The sequence below is a fragment of the Chromobacterium alkanivorans genome, assembly GCF_016937655.1.
GTDB lineage: Bacteria > Pseudomonadota > Gammaproteobacteria > Burkholderiales > Chromobacteriaceae > Chromobacterium > Chromobacterium alkanivorans.
This window is the reverse complement of record NZ_JAFHKL010000002.1, coordinates 132,750-153,594: the sequence shown is the minus strand read 5'-3', so window position 1 is coordinate 153,594 and position 20,845 is coordinate 132,750. Positions and strand designations below refer to the sequence as shown.

The following is a 20,845-nucleotide window of genomic DNA, read 5'->3' as shown; positions in this document are numbered from 1 at the left end:
TCGCATGAAAAAACCGGCTCGCAGCGGCGAGCCGGTTTTTTATTGTCCGCCGCGCGGCGGACGGGATTCAATCCACTTTGGATAGGGTGTCGAAGTCGCTGTGGCTGCAGTCTTCGTATTCGTGCTGCGGGGTTTTGAGGCGGATCTGGTAGGACTTGCCTTGCGCCGCCAGCACCAGTTGCTTGTCCGGCTGGGTCAGCGCCTTGGGCATCAGAAAGTAGCGTTGGCCTTTGCGGGAGTTGGGCTGGGTGATGTAGATGGCGGTGGAGGGCGGAGAGTCCGAGTGCTCCGGATCCAGCAGCGACACGCCGACGGGATTCTGCCCCAGGATTTCTATGCCCACCTTGGTGCCGTTGCTTTGGCGCAGTATCCGGCGAATCACCCCCAGCAACTGCGGATGGTTGTCCGCCTTGACCAGGATGACGCGGCCGATGGCCAGTTGCTCAACCGCCTTGCCGATGAAGGTGAGACCCATGCCGGTGGAGCTGATGTCGTTGATGCGCCAGTCGCTGGCGCGCTCCGGGTCTTGCGTCGGCACGTCCTGAACCTTGACCTGATAGGCGACGCGCTCGAAGCCTATGCTGACGTGGGCGTTGGACGCGTGCAGCGAGCGCTCGGACTTGCGCAGCGACTTGCCGCCGTCGGTAGACCAGCGGATGGCCAGTTTTTCGCATAGAATGGCCCATTCCTCTCGTTCCAGGCCGCCGTCCATCGCCTCCAGCGCGGGAGGGATGCGTCTGTCCAGATCGAACATCAGATCCGCCAAGCGGCTGGTGATCTCGTAGGCGGACCAGTAGCGATGCCATTTGCCGGCCATGCCGCGCAGCATGGCCTGAGGCGGCTCCGGCATCGACAGGTTGTAGACGAAGATGGGTTCTTCCACCGGAGGTTGCTTGTCCAGCGGTATGCCCTGGCTCAGCATCATCAGCAGTTGGTCGACCGCGATGATTTCCTTGTGCAGCATATTGTCGGTCTGCGCCAGGAACAGCATGCCGGCCTGGATCAGCAGCTGTTCGCAGCTGAACTCGTCCGGGCTGTTAAGGTAAAGCTTGATCGGGTACCGGGAAAAGCCGCTTTCCTCTGCCTGGCTGAAAAAGCGGAAGCCGTTTTGCCAGGCCGCGCCTTCCGGTTTCAGGTAGCGCAGCGAATTCCAGGCGATCAGCCGCATCTGGTGATGCAGGCCGCGGATGGTGACGATGCGGATTTCGTCTTCCGGCACCGCGTTGGGATGGCTTTTGTACAGCCGCAAGCAGATCTGGTAGGCGGAGGACAGCTCGTGCCAATAGGCCAGAATGGTGGGCAGGTAGCCTTTGCTGCCGCCTTTGGACTGCAGATAGTCCTGGCACAGCTGACGGTGAATGTTGTTGGCCTTGTCGTCGACGTAGACCAGGGTCTTGACGCGCTCTTTCAGCGAGATGTCGGTGTCGGTGTTGATTTTGGCGACGGCTTTGATGATTTCCACCAAGGCGCCGAAATACTCGGTTTCAGGCAGGTCGCGCACTAATAGGGTTGCGGACTGCGCCACTTCGGAGGCAGTCGTGTTTTTGTTCAGTAGGGAACTGACAAGTGATTTGAAGTCAAACATTTAGCCCGGCTTTATAGGAAATTATGTTTTCATTGGCATATCGCTATATCTTACGCCACGCGCAGGCGTGGGTGAAACGGTAATTCTCATTATTTACCCATATGCTTACAAATAACAATCGCTGGAATCGGCGACAGCGGCTGGTTGTGCTGCTGTTGCTCGGAATTTTGTCGCAAACGGCCTGGGCGGGCGACGCGGAAGAGCTTGGCGCTTATCCGCCGCAAGGCGTGGGTTTGGTGCTGGGCGGCGGCGGCGCGCGGGGTTTCGCCCACCTGGGCGTGCTGAAGGAACTGGAGCGCCTGCGGATTCCCGTCGCCTGTATCGCGGGCACCAGCGCCGGGGCTCTGATTGGTGGTATTTATGCAAATGGCTTGCCCTTGGCGCAGATGGAGCGCGAGTTCAACGCCGCCGATTGGGACGCCTTGCTGTCCGGCAAGCCGACGCGGGCGGACGTGCCCTACGACCGCAAGCGCGATGATTACAAGAACTATCTGGACATTACCTTCGGCCTGAAGAAAGACGGGTTGAAAGTGCCGCGCAGCGCGATCAATTCGCAGGAAATCGAGCTGTACATCCATAAGCTGACGCGCGACCGCGTGGTGGGCAGCTTCGACCAGCTGCCCATCCCGTTCCGGGCAGTGGCCACCGACCTGGCGACCGGCGAGCCGGTGGTGTTCTCGGAGGGGTCGCTGGCGCGCGCGCTGCGCGCCAGCATGGCGGTGCCGGGCTTGTTCGATCTGATCGAGGACGACGAGGGGCGTTTGCTGGTGGACGGCGGCCTGGCGCGCAACCTGCCCATCCAGGACGTCAAAGGCCGCTGCGCGGACAGGGTAATCGTCGTCGATGTGTCCACGCCGCTGATGACGGCGAAAGAGATCAACAGCCTGTTCGATGTGGTGGCGCAGACCTCCAATCTGATGGTCAGCCGCAACGCCAAGGAGCAGCTGCGCAAGCTGGACAAGCGCGATCTGGTGATCAAGCCGAATTTGAGCGGCTATACCTCGGCTTCCTTCAGCGAGCATCGGGCCATCACCATGCTCGGAGAAGAGGCGGCCAAGGCGCTGGCCAAGCAGCTGTCGGCCTATTCGGTGTCCGAAGAGGAGTACGCGGCGTGGAAGCGCCGGCTGGAGCGGCCGCATTTCCCCTTGATCGACAAGATCCAGGTGGAAGGCAAGCCCGGCCAGTTCACCAAACCGGAGCAACTGGCCAAATCGCTGGCCTTTTCCTCGGTGGTGGAGCCTATCAGCAGCGCCCAGGCCCGTCTGCGCGGCGTGTTCGCCGGCGGCGATTACGACAGGCTGACCTACCGCGTGGACAATGTGTCCGGGCGCAATGTGATGACGGTGTCGCCGCTGGAGCGCAGCATAGGGCCTAACTTCCTGCGCTTCGGCCTGAACCTGAGCAGCGCGACGCCGGGCGAGAGCAACTTCAACTTCTTGGCCTCGCATGAATGGCGCAACGCCAACAGCGCCGGCGGCGCCTGGCGCAACGATGTGTCCATAGGGCAGGACAAGCTGATCAAAACGGAATGGTATCAGCCGCTGTACGAGGGCAGTCCGGTGTTCGGCGCCGCGTCCTTGGGCTATCGACAGGACTTTCTGCCGATTTACAACGAGGACCATTCATTGAATACGGAGTGGACTAATAATGTGGGCAGCCTGCGTCTGGATGGCGGCGTGGCTTTGGGCCGTTACGGGGAGTGGCGGATTGGCGCGTACCGGGACGATAATCACTTCGGCTCGCGGGTATCGTGGCTTCCCGGTTGGGTGCCGCAAAACTTTCGGGATACCGGGGTGGGCACCAGCCTGGTGGTGGATCAGTTCGACAATCCGCGCTGGCCGCGGTCCGGCTACTTCATCAGCGGTCGCTTGACCAAGAGCATTCCGTCCTGGGGCAGCGATGTCAATCTGACCAACTACGATACGACCCTGGAGTACGCCAAGACCCTGGGCAGCGTGACGATGCGGTTGACCGCCAAGAACAAGGGGGCTTTGAATCTCGACGACAGAGAGGATGCCCTGGCTTTGCCCAGATCGCTGGGCGGTTTCTTGAACCTGAGCGGTTATCAGGATTCCGAACTGATTGGCGATCGCTCGTCCTTGTTCCGCTCGATGTTTTATTGGCGAGCGTCCAGCCTGCCATCCGCGCTTGGCTCCGGCGTCTACGCCGGCGTCTCGATGGAGTTGGGCAAGATCTGGGGGCGAGTGAGAGCTGAAGATCTCACGTCGCAAGATACAAACTGGATTCCCGCCGGTTCGGTCTTCCTGGCTGCGGACACCATTATCGGGCCGTTCTTCGTCGGCGTCGGCACCGCCAAGGGCGGCAAACCCACCGCCTATCTGTACTTGGGTTCCGATTACTGAGCGGATCCGAGTTACGCAGCAGCGAGTCCAGAGCGCCGTATGGCTTTCGCCATACGGCGTTTTGTCTTTATTGAGCCGGCTGCCGTTTTGGCCAGCCGGCTTTGATCTTTCGGACGGTTGATTTTTAAGTTGTCGTATTTTCTGTTGTTGTTAAGTGACGTAAAAATACAAACGTTTGAATAATTCTGGTGTTTTCCTCCGCTTTCTCCTATTAACAAGTTTGGGCATGCAAATAAGAGCAAATACTCAGCCCGCATATCGTTAACTTGAGGAGAAACACCATGAAGAAGTTGCTTCACGGAGCCCTGCTGTGTCTGGGGCTATGCTTGCCCCTGTCCGCCGCTTACGCCGCCGGCGGCTATACCCAGACTCGTTATCCCATCGTGCTGGTGCACGGCCTGTTCGGCTTCGGCCAGTTGTTGGGCGTGGACTATTTCTACCAGGTGCCGGCGGCTTTGCGTTCCGACGGCGCGCAGGTGTTCGTGGCCGAAGTGTCCGCGCTGAACAGCAACGAGGCTCGCGGAGAGCAGTTGCTGCAGCAGGTGCAAAAAATCATCGCCATCACCGGCGCCGCCAAGGTCAATCTGATCGGCCATAGCCAGGGCGCGCCCACCGCGCGCTACGTGGCCGGTGTGCGGCCGGACCTGGTGGCCTCGGTGACATCGGTGGGCGGGGTCAACAAGGGTTCGGTGGTGGCCGACATCGTTCGCGGAACCGTGCCTCCGGGCTCGGTGTCGGAGGCGGTGGCGTCCGCGGTGGCCAAGGCCTTGACCGCGGTGATGCAGTTCTTCGCCGGCACTACCGGGCAGCCGCAATATCCGGTGGGCGCCCTGGACTCCTTGACTACCGCGGGATCCGCCGCTTTCAGCGCCAAATTCCCGCAAGGGGTGCCGACCAGCGCTTGCGGCGAAGGCGATTATCAGGTCAACGGCATCCGTTATTACTCATGGACCGGTTCGTCCACCGTCACCAATGTGCTGGACCCCTTGTCCGCGCCCATGGGCGTGCTGGGGCTGGCCTTCGGCCCCACGCCCACCGACGGCCTGGTCAGCACTTGCTCGGCCCATCTGGGCCAGGTGATTCGCGACAACTACCGGATGAACCACGTCAACGAGATCAACCAGAGCTTTGGCCTGGTCAGCCTCTTCGAGGTCAGCCCGGTGAGTTTGTACCGGCAACAGGCCAACCGCTTGAAGAATACGGGGCTGTAATGCGGCGCGCCTGGATGGGCTGGAGCTGCGCGTTGTTGCTGGGCGCGCTGGTCTGGCTGGGCTGGCCCGGGGCCGACGAGGCGACGGCGCAAGCCGGCGGTTCCGCATCTCCGACGGCGGCGCCGTCGCTGCGCGGCACCCAGGCCGACGGCCGGGCGCGAGTGGAGGCGAACGGCGCGCTGAGGGTGGACGCCGAACTGCGGCGCTTGTTCGATTACCAGTTGGCGGCGTTGGGGGAGCGGGATCTGCCCGCGACCCGCAAGGCGGTGGAGCAGGCCTTGTCGGCGCAGTTGAGCGGAACAGCCTTGAAGCAGGCGCTGGACTTGTTCGACCGCTATGTCGCTTACCGCCGAGCCTTGAGCGAGGGCAAGGCGGCGGGCGGCGTGGCCGAGCGTTTGCAGCAGATGAGAGCGTTGCGCCTGCAATTCCTGTCCGCCGGCGAAGTGGCCGGCTTGTTTGGCGATGAGGACGTCTATGACGATTTCACCGTCAAACGGCTGCGCATCGCCGCCGTCGTCGGCTTGAGCGCCGAGCAGAAGGCCGCCCGGCTCAAGGCCTTGGAGGCGGGCTTGCCGGCCGAGCTGCGCGCGGCGCGGCTGGAGCCGGTCAAGCATTTGAGCCTGGCCGAGGCGGAAGAGGCGTTGCGGAAGAAGGGCGGCGGCGAACAAGAGCTGTACGCCTTGCGCGCCGGCATGGTGGGGCAGGCCGCCGCCGACCGCTTGTCGCAGCTGGATCGCGAACAGGCGCAGTGGCAGTCCAGGGTGGAGGCCTATCGTCTGGAGGCGCGGCGCTTGCAGACGGCTGCCGGCCTGGACGCGGCGCAGCGGCGGCAGGCTCTGGCCGGCTGGCGCGCCCAGCGTTTCAGCGCTCAGGAGCAATTGAGGCTGGACGCGCTGGTCCCGCCTCAATAAGCAAGGGCTTAGTCCTTGTTTTCGTCCTGAAACAGCCGGGAGAGACCTTCTCCCGGCTCTTTTTCCCGCATGAAGGCTTCGCCCACCAGGAAGGTGTGCACCTCGTGGCTGCGCATCAGCCGCACGTCGTCGATGGTGGCGATGCCGCTCTCGGTGATGGCGATGCGGCCGCTTTCGATTTGCGGCAACAACTTCAGCGTGGTGGCCAGGCTGACTTCGAAGCTGCGCAGATTGCGGTTGTTGACGCCGATCAGCTCGGTCCGCAGCTGCAGCGCCTGTTCCAGTTCCTCGGCGTCGTGCACTTCGGCCAGCACCGCCATGCCCAGCTCCATCGCCAGGGATTCCAGTTCGCGCATCAGCGGCAGTTCCAGCGCGGCGGCGATCAGCAGAATGCAGTCGGCGCCCATCGCGCGGGCTTCGTACACCTGGTAAGGGTCGACGATGAAGTCCTTGCGCAGCACCGGCAGGCGGCAGGCGGCGCGGGCGGCTTGCAGATAGGCGGCGTCGCCCTGGAAATACTGGCGGTCGGTCAGCACCGACAGGCAGGCGGCGCCGTGTTCGGCGTAGCTGGCGGCGATCTCGGCGGGGCGGAAGTCCTCGCGGATCACGCCCTTGCTCGGGCTGGCTTTCTTGATCTCGGCGATGACCGCGGCTTGGCCCAGCGCGTGCTTGGCGCGCAGCGCGGCGACAAAGTCGCGACGGTCGCCGCTGAGCGCTTCCGCGGCGGCGCGCACCGCGCTCAGCGGTTGCCGCGGCAAGGCGGCGGCGATTTCTTCGCGCTTGGTGGCGATGATGGTGTTGAGTATGTCTGACATGCTTGAGTCTGCAATCCGGGCAAGTCGAAAGAAACGACCATCATGCAGGATCAGCCGTGGCCTTGACAAGCCGCGGCGCTCAGCCTTGCTCCGCGGGCTCCGGCCTGCGCGGCACCTCGACGATGCGCGGCGCGTGGCCGGTCAGGTCCAGGAAGCGCATCAGCTCGCCCATCGGCAGCGCCAGCGTGCTGGTATTGACCAGCGGATGGCAGAGAATGGCGTCGCGGCGGCTCAGCGCCTGGTCGACGACGACGGCGACCTGGCGCTCGCGGTCGTTGAAGGCGGCCAGCAGCGTCACCGCGCCCGGGGTCAGGCCCAGGCAGCGCAGCAGGCGTTCCGACGAGGCGAAACGCAGGCCTTTGAGTTCCAGCAAGTCGCCCAGGGCCTTGATGTCGACGCCGGCGTCGGCCGGCACCGCCAGCAACACATGCTGACGGCCCTTGGCGTCGCAGAGAAACAGGTTTTTGCATTCCGCGCCGGGCAGGCCGGGCGTCAGGCGCGCGGCCTCTTCGCAGGTGTAGACCGGCGGGTGGTCGAAGCGCTGGTGGCGGATCTGGTGCTGGTCGAGAAAGTCGTATAAAGCGTGTTCCATCTCCGCAGGCTAGCATGGCGGCGGCGCGCGCTTCAATGGCCGCGCCGCGAGGCCCGGTTCAATCTCGCCAGCGGTCTTCGAACACCAATTGCTCCAGCGGCTGGCGGCTGGCCCACTTTTCCTGCTCCAGCATAGGCTGGGCGTAGAACTCGGCGACATGGCCTAGACAGAGCACGGCGATGGGCTTGGCGCCCTCGGGCATGCCCAGCAGCGCGGCGAGCGCGACGGGGTCGAACAGAGACACCCAGCCCATGCCCAGGCCTTCGGCGCGCGCCGCCAGCCACAGGTTCTGGATGGCGCAGGCCACCGAGGCCAGATCCATTTCCGGCAGGGTGCGGCGGCCGAACACATGGCGCTCGCGGCCGTCCATCAGGGCGGCCACCAACACCTCGCCGCAGTCGCGGATGCCTTCCACCTTCAGGCGCAGGAATTCCGCCTGGCGTTCGCCCAGTTGGTCCGCGGTGCGCAGCCGCTCCGCGTCCACCAGCTTGCCTATCTCCTCGCGCAGGCCGCGGTCCGCGATGCGGATGAAGCGCCACGGCTGCATATAGCCGACGCTGGGCGCGTGGTGGGCGGCTTCGAGCAGGCGGCGCAGCAGCGCCGGGTCCACCGGGTCCGGCAGAAAATGGCGCATGTCGCGTCGCTGTTCTATCACCCGGTAGATGGCGGCGATGTCTTGATCTGGATAGCGGTGCATGGCGGACCTTTCTGGCAAACGGACGAGTGGGGATTTTTCAGTGTCGGAGGATAGCGGCTTTGCCACAGCTGGCAAATAGCATGGCGCCGCTTGCAGGAGGACTCATGACTTCGGTCAAGCGATTCAGCGGATTAGACGCTTTTGGCATGAGTTTCCCACATGACGCGGCGCATGCGGGCGTGATAAAGTGGACAGTCTGAATTCCAACGTTGCCGCGCCGGGCGCGGCGCGTTCGGCCATAGCCCGAACCGCTATCGCATCTTGATGATTTAGAGGACTTTCCGTGACCCGAATTGCAGAACTAGAACCCAAAGTCGTCTGGGAGCATTTCCAGACCCTGTGTGAAATCCCGCGTCCGTCCAAGCATGAGCAGCAATTGCGCGACTACCTGAAGGGGTGGGCGGAACTGCGCGGCCTGGACACCGTGGTGGACGAGGTCGGCAACCTGATCATTCGCAAGCCGGCGACCCCGGGCTACGAAAACCGCGTCGGCGTGGTGCTGCAAGGCCATCTGGACATGGTGTGCCAGGCCAACACCGGCACCGAGCACGACTTCTTCAAAGACCCGATCCGCCCGGTGCTGCAAGACGGCTGGCTGGTGGCGGAAAACACCACGCTGGGCGCCGACAACGGCATCGGCGTGGCGCTGGGCATGGCGGTGCTCAACAGCGAGGACGTGCCGCATGGTCCGGTCGAGGTGCTGTTGACGCTGGACGAGGAAGCCGGCATGGGCGGCGCGCTGGGCCTGGGCACCGGTCTGCTGCAAGGCCAGTACCTGATCAATATCGATACCGAGGAATGGGGCGAGTTCTACATGGGCTGCGCCGGCGGCGTAGACGCCAACGTCAGCCGCGCTTACGCGACCGAGGCGCTGCCGGCCGGTTATCAGGCCGCCAGCCTGGTGATCAAGGGCCTGCGCGGCGGCCACTCCGGCGCCGACATCCATCTGGGCCGCGGCAACGCCAACAAGATTCTGATCCGCCTGATCCGCGAACTGGAAGCGGACACCGATCTGCGCGTGTCCTCGTTCAAGGGCGGCACCGCGCGCAACGCCTTGTCGCGCGAGGCTTTCGCCGCCGTGGCCTTCCCGGCCGCCGACGCGGCCAAGGTGGCGGCCAAGCTGGACGCCTTCCAGAGCCTGCTGCGTTTCGAGCTGGCCGGCGTCGACGAGGGCGTCACCGTGGTGCAGGAGAGCATCGAGCTGGACAAAGTGCTGGCGCGAGCCGACCAGGGCGCGATCTTCGCCGCGCTGCACGCTGCGCCGCACGGCGTCAAGCGCATGAGCCAGCGCGTCGAAGGCGTGGTGGAAACCTCGAACAACCTGGGCGTGGTGGTGCTGGAAGAGGGCAAGCTGTTCGCCAACCTGATGGTGCGCTCCTTGCTGGATTCCGGCACCTGGATGCTGGCGCGCGAGGTGGAAAGCCTGTTCCGCTTGGCCGGCTGCCAGGTGGAGATGGAAGGCGGCTATCCGGGCTGGGCGCCTAACCCGCAGTCCAAGCTACTGGCCTTGTTCCAGCAAGTCTACGCCCGCGAATTCGGCGGCGAGGCCCAGGTGCAGGTGATTCACGCCGGCCTGGAGTGCGGTATTCTGGGCGCCAAGTACCCGGGCATGGACATGGTGTCCTTCGGTCCCAATATCCGCGGCGCTCACGCGCCGGGCGAGCGGGTGGAAGTGGAGTCGGTGGGCAAGGCCTGGCATCTGCTGAAGGCGGTGCTGGCGGCGGTGCCCGCGCGCTAAGCCGCGGTCCGCGGCGGTTTGATGCGATTACCGGCCGGCGCCTGCGCTGGCCGGTTTTGTTTTGGCGGCGCCGGTTTTGCCCTATGATCACAACAGCCGCGCCGCTGTTATTTCACATGGAGACAAGCGATGAACGATTCCATCAAGCGATTGCTGCTGACCGGCGGCCTGATCGTGTCGCTGGCCATGGGCATACGCCACGGCTTCGGCTTCTTCATGCCGCCGATGACCCAGGCCTTCGGCTGGAGCCGGGAGGCTTTCGCCTTCGCGCTGGGTTTGCAGAACCTGGTCTGGGGCCTGGCGCAGCCGTTTGCCGGCGCGCTGGCGGACCGGCACGGCTCCGGCAAGGTGCTGCTGGGCGGCGCTTTGCTCTACGTCGCCGGCCTGGCATTGATGACGGTGTCCGGCACGCCCTTGCTGTTTTCCTTGTCGGCCGGCGTCCTGCTTGGCCTGGCGCTGTCCTGTGTCACCTACAGCGTGATTTTCGGCGTGGTGGCGCGCAGCGTGCCGCCGGCCTACCGTTCGCGCGCGATGGGCATCGTCGCGGCGGCGGGCTCTTTCGGCCAGTTCGCGATGATTCCGGTGGAACAGGGCTTGATCGACGGCCTGGGCTGGCTGCCTGCGCTCTTGATCCTGGCCGGCTGCGCGGCGCTGATGCTGCCCTTGGCCGGCTGGCTGGCGCGCGAGGACCAGCCGGCGCAAACCGTCGCGTCCACGCATTTGCTGCGCAGCATGGCGGCCACTTTCAGCGCCGCCTGGCGCGAGCGCGGCTTCCGCCTGCTGATGGCGGGCTATTTCGTTTGCGGCTTCCAGGTGGTGTTCATCGGCGTGCACCTGCCGGCCTATCTGCGCGACCACGGCCTGGGCGGCGGCACCGCCAGCCTGGCGCTGGCCTTGATCGGCCTGTTCAACATCTTCGGCACCATGGCCTTCGGCGAACTGGGCAGCCGCTGGTCCAAGCCCGGCCTGCTCAGCTTCATTTACCTGGCGCGCAGCGTGGTGATCGCCGTTTTCCTGTTGCTGCCGCTCAGCGGCGTTTCGGTGGCGGTGTTCGCCGCGGCGATGGGTTTTCTGTGGCTGTCCACGGTGCCGTTGACCAATGGGGTGATCGCCGGCATGTTCGGCGTGCGCCATCTGGGCATGCTGTCCGGCGCGGTGTTTTTCTCGCATCAGGTGGGCAGCTTCCTGGGCGTGTGGCTGGGCGGGGCGCTTTACGACCTGCTCGGCAACTACGATCTGGTGTGGACGCTGGCGATCGCCTTGGGGCTGCTGGCCGCCGCCGCCAATCTGCCGGTGCGCGAAACGCCGTCGGCGAGTTTCGCCAAGGAGGACGCATGAGAGCCTTGCTGCTGTCCGTCGGCGCGGCGCTGCTGTTGGCCTGCTTGACCGGGATGTATCTGCGCGCCGATTTCGTGGTGGACCTGGCCAACCGAGTGTGGACTTGTTTCGGCTAGGAGCTGTCCCGCTGTCCGCGTTTTTATCGCGACAAAGGCTTGCGAGCATGACCCATCTCGCGGAAACTGGGTGTTTCGAGAGCCGCGCGCTCAAACGCGGGCGCGCGCGTCTCTGAACAGGATGTATGCAATAGAGAAAGACTGGAAGCCGTGTCGGAACATTTACTTAAACAGCATCGCGACGCCATCGACAACATCGATGTGGAAATCCTCAATCTGCTGAATCAGCGCGCCACCCATGCGCGCGAGATCGGCGAGATCAAGGGCGGCGGCATTATTTATCGGCCCGAGCGCGAGGCGCAGGTGCTGCGCCGCGTCAAGGATCTGAACCCCGGCCCCTTGCCGGGCGAATCGGTGGCGCGCTTGTTCCGCGAGGTGATGTCCGAATGCCTGGCGCTGGAAAAGCCCTTGTCCATCGCCTACCTGGGGCCGGAAGGCACTTTCAGTCAGCTGGCCACGCTCAAGCACTTCGGCCACGCCGCGCGCACGGTGGCCTGTAGCTCGATCGACGAGGCCTTCCGCCTGGTGGAGTCGCGGGGCCTGGATTACGTGGTGGCGCCGGTGGAGAACTCCACCGAGGGCGCGGTGGGCCGCACGCTGGACCTGATGGTGACCAGCCCGCTGAAGATTTGTGGCGAAGTGGTGCTGCGCATCCATCACCATTTGCTGCGCAAGGTGGAGGGCATGGACGGCATCCGCCGCGTGTACGCGCACGCCCAGGCCCTGGCGCAGTGCCATGAGTGGCTGAACAAGAATCTGCCGGAAGCGGTGGAGCGGGTGTCGGTGGCCAGCAACGCCGAGGCGGCGCGGCTGGCGGCCGAAGACGAGGGCGCGGCGGCGATCGCCGGCCAGGCCGCGGCCGAGCGCTACGCGCTGTTGAAGCTGGCGTCCAATATCGAGGACGAGCCCAACAACACCACCCGCTTCCTGGTGCTGGGGCTGCAGGACGTGGGCGCCACCGGCCAGGACAAGACCTCGGTGGTGGTGTCGGCGCCCAATCGTCCGGGCGCGGTCCACCAGTTGCTGGCGCCCATCGCCGGCAACGGGGTGTCGATGAGCAAGTTCGAGTCGCGGCCGTCGCGCGCCGGGCTGTGGGACTACGTGTTCTTCATCGATATGGAAGGGCACCGCGACGACGCCAATGTGCAGCAGGCGCTGGCTGGCCTCGCCGAGTGCACTTCCTTCGTCAAGGTGCTGGGTTCTTATCCGCTCGCCGTGCTTTGAACGCCGGATGAGGATGCAAGCGGGCCGCGCAGCGGCCCGTTGTGTTTTTGACGCTGATGTTTTCTAGGGGAAAAACAAGAATGAAAGCTATCTGTCTGTTTTGCGGCTCCAACAAGGGCGCCAAGCCCGAATACGAAGCGGCCGCACGCGACTTTGGCCGCACGCTGGCCGAACAGGGCGTGACTCTGGTCTACGGCGCCGGCAAGGTCGGCCTGATGGGCGTGGCCGCGGACGCCGCGCTGGCGGCCGGCGGCAAGGTGATCGGCGTGATTCCGGAGTTCCTCAAGGCCAAGGAAGTGGCGCATACCGGTTTGACGGAAATTCATGTCACCGAAACCATGCACCAGCGCAAGGCGCTGATGGCTGAGTTGTCCGACGGTTTCATCGCGCTGCCGGGCGGTTTCGGCACCTTCGACGAACTGTTCGAAATCCTGACCTGGGGTCAGCTGTCCCTGCACGGCAAGCCGGTGGGCCTGCTCGACGCCGCCGGCTATTATCAGCCCTTGCACCGGCTGATGGAGCACGCGGTGGCCGAGGGCTTCGCCCGCCCGGGCAATATGGACCTGTTCCGCATCAACGAGGATTTGCCGGCGCTGCTGACGGAGATGCGCGCCTATCAGCCGCGGGAGGTGGTCAAGTGGCTGGACCTGGCCAAGGCCTGATCGCCTTGCGCCCGCTGGTCTCGGCTCGCAAGATCGTGGCCGGGCGCTGACGCGATGCGGGCGCGCGAAGCGGCGACGCTGGGCTGGCGCCGGCTGAAACGGATATTGACCTGGCCGCTGGCCTTGCTGGCGGCCTTGGTGATTCTGTTCGAGGAGTACGCCTGGGACGAGCTGTCCGCGGCGCTGGGGCGGCTGGCGGCATGGCCGCCGCTGGCGGCGTTGGAGCGGCGCATCGCCGCCTTGCCGCCGTGGGCGGCCCTGGCGATGTTCGCGCTGCCGGCCGCGCTGCTGCTGCCGGTCAAGCTGGCGGCGCTGTTCCTGATTGGGCGCGGCCACGCGCTGCTGGGGCTGCTGATCATCTTGCTGGCCAAGCTGGGCGGCACCGCGCTGGCGGCGCGGTTGTTCGCGCTGACCCGGCCGGCGCTGATGCGGGTGTCCTGGTTCGTGCGGCTGTATAATGGCTTCGTTTGCTGGCGCGAGCGCGTGTTCGAGCGCTTGCGCGCTTCGGCGCCGTGGCGGCTGGCGCATGCGCTGGCTGGTTTTTTCCGGCGCGTCGCGTCGCGTCCGTCGTTCTGGTCGCGGCTGGGGCGGCGCTTGGCCGGGCGTTGGCGCAGGCGGTCGTGAAGGGTTTTGAACGGGATAGCGGATGATCATCATCATGAACCGGCAGGCGCCGGAAAGCGAAGTGGCCGCCGTGGTGGCCAAGATCCAAGGCGCGGGGCTCAGCGAGCATGTGTCGCGCGGCGCGGAGCGCACCATCATAGGCGCGGTGGGCGACGAACGCAGCCTGTCGCCGGAAATGTTCGAATCAATGCCGGGGGTGGAGCGGGCGATGCGGGTGGTGCGCGAGTACCGCATCGTGTCTCGCGAAACCCATCCGCAAAACAGCGTGGTGCAGGCGCGGGGCCTGGCCTTCGGCGGCGAAGCCTTGCAGGTGATCGCCGGGCCGTCGGCGGTGGAGTCGGCGCAGCAGATCGCGCAGGCCGCGGCGGCGGCGCGCAGCGCCGGCTGCCGGCTGTTGCACGGCGGGGTGTTCAAGCAGCACCCCAGTCCTTACGGTTTCCAGGGCCTGGGCGTCGAGGGCATCGAGCAGTTGATCGCCGCCGGCCGCGCCGAAGGCTTGCCGGTGGTGTCGGAGCTGGCCGACGTGCGCATGCTGGACGTGTTTCTAGAGCAGGGCGTGGACATCATCCAGATTGGCTCGCGCAGCATGCAGAACGTCGAATTGCTGAAAGAAGTGGGGCGTTTGAACAAGCCGGTGATTCTCAAGCGCGGCGTGGCCGCGACCTTGGGGGACTGGCTGATGGCCGCCGAGTACATCGCCGCCGGCGGCAACCACAATATCGTGTTCTGCGAGCGCGGCATCCGCAGCTTCGAACCGGCCTATCGCGCCACGCTGGACGTCAGCGCGATTCCCTTGCTCAAGCGCGAAACCCATTTGCCGGTGATTGTCGACCCCAGTCACGCCGCCGGCAAGGCCTGGCTGGTGCCGGCGCTGGCCAAGGCCGCCCTGGCCGCCGGCGCCGACGGCCTGCTGTTGGACATGCATCCGCAGCCGGAGGCCGCCTTGTGCGAGGCCGATCAGGCCTTGACGCCGGTAGGGCTGGCCGCGCTGATGGCGGAACTGCGGCCCTTGGCGACGGCCTTGGGGCGCAGCCTGTAGTCAGACTTAAGAACCGTTTAGGATCTGCTGCGCGTCGGCAGCATGGATAGAAAAGGGCGTTGAAACCGTCTTCGGAATGTTCATATACCCTGTGTGCATTCCACCTCAGCCGCAAGGCCTTGTCTCGCTCCAGTTCGCGAGATCCTAAACACGTTCTGAAGGGGGACATGAAAAAAGCCGCGTCACGCGGCTTTGTTTTTTTCCGGATGTCAGCGAATCACACCTTGTGACGCTCGCACAGCGCGCGGAAGGCGCCCATGTATTGGTCCTGCACATAGGGCTTGAGCAGGGCCAGCACCTGCAGCACGCCGCGGTGGCCGGACTCCTCGGTGATCGGCGCCTTGGGGCGCGCGGTCTGCTCGAAGGCGAACCAGAACTTGACCACCAGCCAGATATTGATGCTGACCGGCTCGATGTCTTCTTCGTCCATTTCCAGCAGGCCCAGTCGGATGAATTCGCGGAAGTGCTCGGCCAGGATGTTCTTCAGCTCGGTGTTGACGAACTGGTGGTACTCCGACTGCATCTGCGGGTTGCGCGCCAGCATGCCCGGCAGGTCGTAGAACATGAAGCGGAACTGCCACATCGCCAGGAAGGCGGTGTCCAGGTAGTTGACCAGATCGTCCACCGTCATTTCGCGGTTTTCCGGCACCGCCAGGCGCTGATTGATGAACTCGCGGTACATCAGGAATATCTGGTAGACGATCTCTTCCTTGTTGCGGAAGTGGTAGTACAGATTGCCCGGACTGATGCCCAGGTGCGCGGCGATGTGATTGGTGGTGATGCTGCGCTCGCCCTGTTCATTGAACAGCTTGAGGCTCTCCTGGATGATGCGGTCGTAGGTTTTGATTCTGTTTTTGCTCATGATGCGCTTGGGCTGTTCAATGACATTCGCGATGCGCCATTCTAACGCAAATTTGGAGTTCTTGCTCTAATTATTTGCGCCCGGACCGCCCGTCGTCTCAGGCGAGGGCGGCGGCGTCCTGCTCCGGAAAGCATTGCGCCAGAAAATTGTGCAAGATGGTCTGTTCGATACGATGCCGGTCGCGGGCCGGAATTGCGATGCGCAAGATCAACTGATAGCGTTTTTCGTCCACCGGTTGCAGCGCGATGCGCGGCTCCACCGACGGAATGTCCACCAGATTGCGCTTGGCCATGTCTTCCATGTGCTGGCGCGCCACTTCCAGATGCGGTTGGCAGGACTCTTCCGCCGCCGCCATCAAGAGGCGCTCGGCGCGGATGGGCGGCACGGTGTAGGCCATGGGGACGTTGACGATGTGCATCACGTAGTCGCCCATGTAGTTTTCGCGTATTACCGGCGTGGACAGCAGCAGGCTGTTGGGGAAGGTCAGCGCCCGTCCGGTCATCTGGTGCGAGCTGTGGTTGGGGCCGATCTCCATCACCGTGGTGGACAGCAGGCCGATGTCCACCACCCGGCCGCGCACCGCGCCCACTTCGATGTGATCGCCCAGGCTGTAGCTGTTGGAGGTCTGGCGGACCAGGCCGCCGGACAGGCACATGATCAATTCCTTGGTGGCCAGGATCAGCGCGGCGGCGAAGGCCAGCATCGACACCGCGATGGTTTGCAGCTCGCTGGCCCAGATCAGGCCGATGCCGGCCAGGCCGGAGACGAACAGGATGTTGCGGGTGTTCACCGACCAGCGCCGTTTCGACTCGATCGCTATGCTGTTGTTGGCCGCCAGCAGCCGGTCCACCACCAGGCGGATGATCAGCAGGGCGGCGATCAGGATCAGCGAGCGCGCTATCTCGTGCGAGTAGTTGTCGCGCAGATAGCTTATCAAGTCGAACAGGGTGGCCTTGGGCTCCATGGCGTGGGTCGGTTTCAGCTTCAGTCGTTGAGTTTGACCGCGTGTTCGCGGGTTTCGTGGAATACGATGTCCGGCCAGCGTTCCTGAGTCAGTTGCAGGTTGACGCGGTTGGGGGCCAGGTAGGCGAGGTTGCCGCCGGCGTCGGTGGCGATGTTGATCTGCAGCGCCTTGACGAACTCGTCCAGCTTCTTGCGATCGTCGCAGCTGAACCAGCGCGCCGACCAGATGCTGGCGGATTCGAACACCGCGTCCACGCCGTATTCGGCCGCCAGTCGCGAGGCCACCACTTCAAACTGCAGCACGCCCACCGCGCCCAGAATCAGGTCGCCGCCGCTGTGCGGCTTGAATACTTGCACCGCGCCTTCCTCGCCCAGCTGTTGCAAGCCTTTTTGCAGCTGCTTCAGCTTCAAAGGGTTTTTGATGCGCACGCCGCGGAACAGTTCCGGCGCGAAGAAGGGGATGCCGGTGAAGGTCAGCTCCTCGCCTTCGGAGAAACTGTCGCCGATCTGGATGTTGCCGTGGTTGGGAATGCCGATGATGTCGCCGGCGAAGGCCTCTTCCACGATCTCGCGGTCGTGAGACATGAAGGTCACCACGCTGGAGGCGGCGATGTCGCGGTTCAGGCGCAGGTGCTTCATCTTCATGCCGCGCTCGAACTGGCCGGAGCACACGCGCAGGAAGGCGATGCGGTCGCGGTGCTTGGGGTCCATATTGGCCTGGATCTTGAACACGAAGCCGGAGAACTTGCCTTCGGTGGGCGCGACTTCGCGCACGGTGGCGTCGCGCAGCTGCGGCGCCGGCGCCCAGTTGATCAGCGCGTCCAGGATTTCGCGCACGCCGAAGTTGTTGATGGCGGAGCCGAAGAACACCGGCGTCAGCTCGCCGGCCAGGAATTCGTCCAGATTCCACTCATTGGACGCGCCCTTGACCAGCTCGATCTCCATGCGCAGTTGTTCCATTTCCAGCGGGAACAGCTGGTCCAGGCGCGGGTTGTCTATGCCCTTGATCACTTCCACGTCGGTGATCAGTTTTTCCGCGCCCGGTTCGAACAGGATGACCTCGTCGTTCAGCAGGCTGTAAACGCCGCGGAAGGCCTTGCCCATGCCGATGGGCCAGGTGATCGGCGCGCAACGGATCTTCAGCACGCTCTCCACCTCGTCCAGCAGCTCCAGGCTGTCGCGCACCTCGCGGTCGTACTTGTTCATGAAGGTGACGATGGGCGTGCTGCGCAGCCGGCAGACGTTCAGCAGCTTGATGGTCTGCTCCTCCACGCCCTTGGCGGCGTCGATCACCATCAAGGCGCTGTCCACCGCGGTCAGCACGCGGTAGGTGTCTTCGGAGAAGTCCTGGTGGCCCGGGGTGTCCAGCAGGTTGACGGTGTGGTCGCGGTACTCGAACTGCATCACCGAGGACGCCACCGAGATGCCGCGCTGCTTCTCGATCTCCATCCAGTCGGAGGTGGCGAACTTGCCGCCTTTCTTGCCCTTGACGGTGCCGGCCATCTGAATGGCGCCGGAGAACAGCAGCAGCTTTTCGGTCAGCGTGGTCTTACCGGCGTCAGGGTGGGAGATGATGGCGAAGGTGCGGCGGTGGGACACTTCTTCGGCGATGCGGGCGAGTTCGGCGGACATGGGGATGCTTGTATTGGAATTCGATAAAGCCGGCTATTTTACCGGACTTGCCTTAAGGTGGAAGTTTTATGTTAATATTGAGAATGATTATCATTAATAAAACAAAACCGTGATGCTTGGCTGCTACCTTTCCCCGTCTTGCCCTGATTCCATTTCTCTTGCCCAAAATCCGCCGCGTTTCCGCCCCAAGGCGCTTGTCCTGAGCCTGGCCTGCCTGGCCGCGCCCGGAGTCTGGGCCGCCGAGGCGCCGGCGCGCCTGGACACCGTCCACGTCACCGCCGACGGCCCGCAGGCGCGGGTAGGCAGCAATAAGCTGGATCGCGAGGAAATCGAGCGGCCGCAAGCCCGCTCGCTGGCCGAAGTGCTGGACGCGCTGCCCGGCGTCAACGCCGGTGGTTCGCCGCGGCCCGGCGGCCAGACCATCAATGTCTGGGGTTTTGACGCTGTTGAGCATGTTCCGGTTACGTTGGATGGCACTGCCCAGAATTTTGATAAATATCAGCAGGGTACATCCTTTGTGGATCCTGAGCTGTTGGGCTCGGTTGAGGTGCTGAAGGGCGGGCATTCGCCGTTCTACGGCAATGGCGCGTTTGGCGGTGTGGTCAAGGCAGAAACCAAGACGGTACGCGAGTTGTTGTTGCCGGGTAAATCGGTAGGCGGTTTCGCCAAGCTGTCTTACCAGGATAACGGTCATCGTTTTGGTCAGTCCGTGGCGGCGTATGCGGGCGGTGCGGGCAAGCCGCTGGATTTGTTGGCTTACATCACGCACAGCCGCGGGGGAGATGGCGAGCAGGCAAATGGCCGCCCATACCATTTCTCGGGAGGCTCTCAGCGCTCCGGGATGTTGAAGCTGACTTGGCGGCCGGCGACCGGGCATCAGTTCAAGCTGGGTTTTGTTCAGCAAAGTGAGCAGTTGAGAACCCCATGGGCAGCGCGCGGAGGCGATATTCCCGCGCCTACCGAATGGGAAATCCAGAAGTTGGGCCTAGAAGAAGCTTGGCTGAAGAAAACAGTGTGGCGTGAGCAGGATGTTGACTCCGTGAGCGCCGAGTGGAGCTATGCCAGTCCTGATTTATCGTGGCTGGATTGGCAATTGACTTATAGCCAGTCTCGGCGATTTCAACATGACCGTCGACCGGAGAGCGCCTGGAAGGTTGATTTTCGCAACTCTTACGGCCAGGAAAGTTGGGTGACGCAGCGTGACAAGACGCTGGAGTTTCGTAATGTCGCCAATATAGGCGAGGGCTGGACCAGCCAAACGATTACCACGGGCGTCAGCTGGTCTCAGAAAGATTGGGACCCTTTGACTTATTTGGCGCCTCAGGCTAAAAACGCCGATTACAACTATGGTTGGATCAATCCTTATGGTTCCTCCAAAGGCAAGGAGACCATGCGTTCCGCGTACTGGGTGCATGAGTGGCGACCATTGGCGGAGCTGAAAATTATGCCGTCGCTGCGCTATGACCATGTGCAGTTGCAGGGGCGTCCCAACCTGGCGCCGATTTATAGCGACGCGTCGGCTGGGCATGACTACCGGCCTGTCAGTTATGCCGGCTGGTCGCCGCGTCTGGCGCTGGCCTGGCAGTTCGCGCCAAGTTGGACGGTGGATGCGGCCTATGCCCATACCTGGCGCGCGCCTAATGTGGACGAGGTCTACCATGTTCAGACCAGGAGCTCCAACCTATCTGGCACCAGCCGTCAACTGAAACCCGAAACCCTTGATGCTTTACGTCTGGGCGTAAGTTTTGATGGAGTGGGAGTGCTTGCAAAGGGTGATCGGCTGTCTGCTTCTTTGGCTTGGTTCCAGCAAAACGTGCATGACAATATTTGGATGCGCCTAGGCAATAAGCGAACGGGCGACGCGCCAGGTGTTGAACCGCCGAAAGGCACCGGCTTTTACCGTAACCTGCCGGGTTATGTCATTCAGGGCTTTGAACTGGATAGCCATTATCAGTGGCGCGGCTGGTTCGGCAGCCTCTCCTTGTCGGCCATGACGGGCCAGCATGCGCATAGTTTGCGTGACCCCTGGGGCAAGTCCGAGCCTATGGTGCAAATCCCCCCGCGCAAGGCGGTGCTGACTTTCGGGCATACCTTCCGGAAACTTGGGCTTACCGTGGGCGGGCAGGGCAAGTTCGTTCGCGCTCAGGATAGGGTTCCGCAAGCGGTCAATCCAGAAGTGATGTATGGCTTTGCCCCGCAACATGGCTACGCCTTGGCCGGACTGTTTGCCAGCTGGCAGCCGGCAGGCAAGCTTAAGGGGGTAGAGGTGCGGGCCGCGGTGGATAATCTGTTTAATCGGGAGTACACCCCCTATCTGACCGAAGGCGCGGAAGGCATGGGTCGGGCGATCCGCACCAGCGTGTCCTGGCGTTTCTGAGCGAACTCCGCTTGCGTTTGATTTGAGACCAGGAGGGGCCGCGCGCCCCTCCTTGCGTTACAATGGCGCTCCGAATCCCTAGCAAAGGAGCGTCTT

General features: G+C 63.6%; 18 protein-coding genes. 10 read left to right on the top strand and 8 right to left on the bottom strand.

What is annotated here, in order from left to right; genetic code table 11:
• Positions 1 to 67: 67 nt before the first annotated feature.
• Positions 68 to 1,525, bottom strand: a complete 1,458-nt coding sequence (locus tag JW897_RS04440; RefSeq protein WP_231589278.1) for a PilZ domain-containing protein — start codon at positions 1,523 to 1,525, stop codon at positions 68 to 70.
• 215 nt (positions 1,526 to 1,740) lie between these two features.
• On the opposite strand from JW897_RS04440, the gene JW897_RS04435 reads away from it, so the two are divergent.
• Positions 1,741 to 3,948 carry a patatin-like phospholipase family protein gene (locus tag JW897_RS04435; protein ID WP_205465287.1) on the top strand — a complete coding sequence of 736 codons (2,208 nt, stop codon included), beginning with the start codon at positions 1,741 to 1,743 and terminating at the stop codon, positions 3,946 to 3,948.
• Between the two features lie 11 nt (positions 3,949 to 3,959).
• Here the strand turns inward: JW897_RS04435 and JW897_RS04430 are convergent, their stop codons facing one another.
• On the bottom strand, positions 3,960 to 4,247 hold the full coding sequence (locus tag JW897_RS04430; protein WP_205465286.1) for a hypothetical protein: 288 nt from the start codon (positions 4,245 to 4,247) through the stop codon (positions 3,960 to 3,962).
• Here JW897_RS04430 and JW897_RS04425 point away from each other — a divergent pair.
• Together JW897_RS04425 and JW897_RS04420 are read left to right on the top strand one after the other, a co-directional pair.
• Complete coding sequence (locus JW897_RS04425; RefSeq protein WP_205465285.1) at positions 4,230 to 5,159, top strand: esterase/lipase family protein; 930 nt, start codon at positions 4,230 to 4,232, stop codon at positions 5,157 to 5,159. The genes JW897_RS04430 and JW897_RS04425 overlap by 18 nt on opposite strands.
• Positions 5,159 to 6,070, top strand: a complete 912-nt coding sequence (locus JW897_RS04420; RefSeq protein ID WP_205465284.1) for a lipase secretion chaperone — start codon at positions 5,159 to 5,161, stop codon at positions 6,068 to 6,070. The genes JW897_RS04425 and JW897_RS04420 overlap by 1 nt, the downstream gene beginning before the upstream one ends.
• 8 nt (positions 6,071 to 6,078) lie before the next feature.
• Here the strand turns inward: JW897_RS04420 and trpC are convergent, their stop codons facing one another.
• The 3 genes from trpC to bluB all read right to left on the bottom strand — a co-directional run bounded on the left by trpC (position 6,079) and on the right by bluB (position 8,174).
• Complete coding sequence (trpC, locus tag JW897_RS04415) at positions 6,079 to 6,885, bottom strand: indole-3-glycerol phosphate synthase TrpC (RefSeq protein ID WP_205465283.1); 807 nt, start codon at positions 6,883 to 6,885, stop codon at positions 6,079 to 6,081.
• Positions 6,886 to 6,964: 79 nt separating this feature from the next.
• Positions 6,965 to 7,477: a prolyl-tRNA synthetase associated domain-containing protein gene (locus JW897_RS04410; RefSeq protein WP_205465282.1), complete on the bottom strand. Its 513-nt coding sequence runs from the start codon at positions 7,475 to 7,477 to the stop codon at positions 6,965 to 6,967.
• Positions 7,478 to 7,535: 58 nt separating this feature from the next.
• On the bottom strand, positions 7,536 to 8,174 hold the full coding sequence (gene bluB, locus JW897_RS04405; RefSeq protein ID WP_048414483.1) for a 5,6-dimethylbenzimidazole synthase: 639 nt from the start codon (positions 8,172 to 8,174) through the stop codon (positions 7,536 to 7,538).
• A gap of 283 nt (positions 8,175 to 8,457) precedes the next feature.
• On the opposite strand from bluB, the gene JW897_RS04400 reads away from it, so the two are divergent.
• The 6 genes from JW897_RS04400 (at position 8,458) to aroF (ending at position 14,915) form a co-directional block, all read left to right on the top strand.
• Positions 8,458 to 9,912 (top strand): beta-Ala-His dipeptidase, encoded by a 1,455-nt coding sequence (locus tag JW897_RS04400; protein WP_205465281.1) that lies wholly within the window; start codon positions 8,458 to 8,460, stop codon positions 9,910 to 9,912.
• Between the two features lie 129 nt (positions 9,913 to 10,041).
• Entirely contained in the window at positions 10,042 to 11,250 is a 1,209-nt protein-coding gene (locus JW897_RS04395) for an MFS transporter (RefSeq protein WP_205465280.1), read from the top strand.
• Between the two features lie 266 nt (positions 11,251 to 11,516).
• Positions 11,517 to 12,590: a prephenate dehydratase gene (pheA, locus tag JW897_RS04390; protein ID WP_205465279.1), complete on the top strand. Its 1,074-nt coding sequence runs from the start codon at positions 11,517 to 11,519 to the stop codon at positions 12,588 to 12,590.
• A gap of 80 nt (positions 12,591 to 12,670) precedes the next feature.
• Positions 12,671 to 13,252 (top strand): LOG family protein, encoded by a 582-nt coding sequence (locus tag JW897_RS04385; protein WP_205465278.1) that lies wholly within the window; start codon positions 12,671 to 12,673, stop codon positions 13,250 to 13,252.
• A 54-nt stretch (positions 13,253 to 13,306) separates the two neighbouring features.
• Positions 13,307 to 13,876, top strand: a complete 570-nt coding sequence (locus tag JW897_RS04380; RefSeq protein ID WP_205465277.1) for a hypothetical protein — start codon at positions 13,307 to 13,309, stop codon at positions 13,874 to 13,876.
• 22 nt (positions 13,877 to 13,898) lie between these two features.
• Complete coding sequence (gene aroF / locus JW897_RS04375) at positions 13,899 to 14,915, top strand: 3-deoxy-7-phosphoheptulonate synthase (RefSeq protein WP_205465276.1); 1,017 nt, start codon at positions 13,899 to 13,901, stop codon at positions 14,913 to 14,915.
• 217 nt (positions 14,916 to 15,132) lie between these two features.
• Here the strand turns inward: aroF and JW897_RS04370 are convergent, their stop codons facing one another.
• From JW897_RS04370 to JW897_RS04360, 3 genes are all read right to left on the bottom strand, one after another.
• On the bottom strand, positions 15,133 to 15,777 hold the full coding sequence (locus JW897_RS04370) for a TetR/AcrR family transcriptional regulator (protein WP_019102235.1): 645 nt from the start codon (positions 15,775 to 15,777) through the stop codon (positions 15,133 to 15,135).
• Positions 15,778 to 15,874: 97 nt separating this feature from the next.
• A complete protein-coding gene (locus JW897_RS04365) occupies positions 15,875 to 16,741 on the bottom strand; it encodes a mechanosensitive ion channel domain-containing protein (protein ID WP_053077380.1) in 867 nt (288 codons plus the stop codon).
• Between the two features lie 20 nt (positions 16,742 to 16,761).
• Positions 16,762 to 18,372, bottom strand: a complete 1,611-nt coding sequence (locus JW897_RS04360) for a peptide chain release factor 3 (RefSeq protein ID WP_019102237.1) — start codon at positions 18,370 to 18,372, stop codon at positions 16,762 to 16,764.
• Positions 18,373 to 18,484: 112 nt separating this feature from the next.
• On the opposite strand from JW897_RS04360, the gene JW897_RS04355 reads away from it, so the two are divergent.
• The gene (locus tag JW897_RS04355) at positions 18,485 to 20,749 is read left to right on the top strand and encodes a TonB-dependent hemoglobin/transferrin/lactoferrin family receptor (protein ID WP_205465275.1); all 2,265 of its coding nucleotides are present in this window, start codon (positions 18,485 to 18,487) and stop codon (positions 20,747 to 20,749) included.
• Positions 20,750 to 20,845: the final 96 nt, after the last annotated feature.

Coding starts and splice junctions, on each gene's coding strand:
- JW897_RS04425 (WP_205465285.1), top strand. CDS start 4,230: ATGAAGAAGTTGCTTCACGGAGCCCTGCTGTGTCTGGGGCTATGCTTG.
- JW897_RS04420 (WP_205465284.1), top strand. CDS start 5,159: ATGCGGCGCGCCTGGATGGGCTGGAGCTGCGCGTTGTTGCTGGGCGCG.
- trpC (WP_205465283.1), bottom strand. CDS start 6,885: ATGTCAGACATACTCAACACCATCATCGCCACCAAGCGCGAAGAAATC.
- JW897_RS04410 (WP_205465282.1), bottom strand. CDS start 7,477: ATGGAACACGCTTTATACGACTTTCTCGACCAGCACCAGATCCGCCAC.
- bluB (WP_048414483.1), bottom strand. CDS start 8,174: ATGCACCGCTATCCAGATCAAGACATCGCCGCCATCTACCGGGTGATA.
- JW897_RS04395 (WP_205465280.1), top strand. CDS start 10,042: ATGAACGATTCCATCAAGCGATTGCTGCTGACCGGCGGCCTGATCGTG.
- JW897_RS04385 (WP_205465278.1), top strand. CDS start 12,671: ATGAAAGCTATCTGTCTGTTTTGCGGCTCCAACAAGGGCGCCAAGCCC.
- JW897_RS04380 (WP_205465277.1), top strand. CDS start 13,307: ATGCGGGCGCGCGAAGCGGCGACGCTGGGCTGGCGCCGGCTGAAACGG.
- aroF (WP_205465276.1), top strand. CDS start 13,899: ATGATCATCATCATGAACCGGCAGGCGCCGGAAAGCGAAGTGGCCGCC.
- JW897_RS04370 (WP_019102235.1), bottom strand. CDS start 15,777: ATGAGCAAAAACAGAATCAAAACCTACGACCGCATCATCCAGGAGAGC.
- JW897_RS04365 (WP_053077380.1), bottom strand. CDS start 16,741: ATGGAGCCCAAGGCCACCCTGTTCGACTTGATAAGCTATCTGCGCGAC.
- JW897_RS04360 (WP_019102237.1), bottom strand. CDS start 18,372: ATGTCCGCCGAACTCGCCCGCATCGCCGAAGAAGTGTCCCACCGCCGC.
- JW897_RS04355 (WP_205465275.1), top strand. CDS start 18,485: ATGCTTGGCTGCTACCTTTCCCCGTCTTGCCCTGATTCCATTTCTCTT.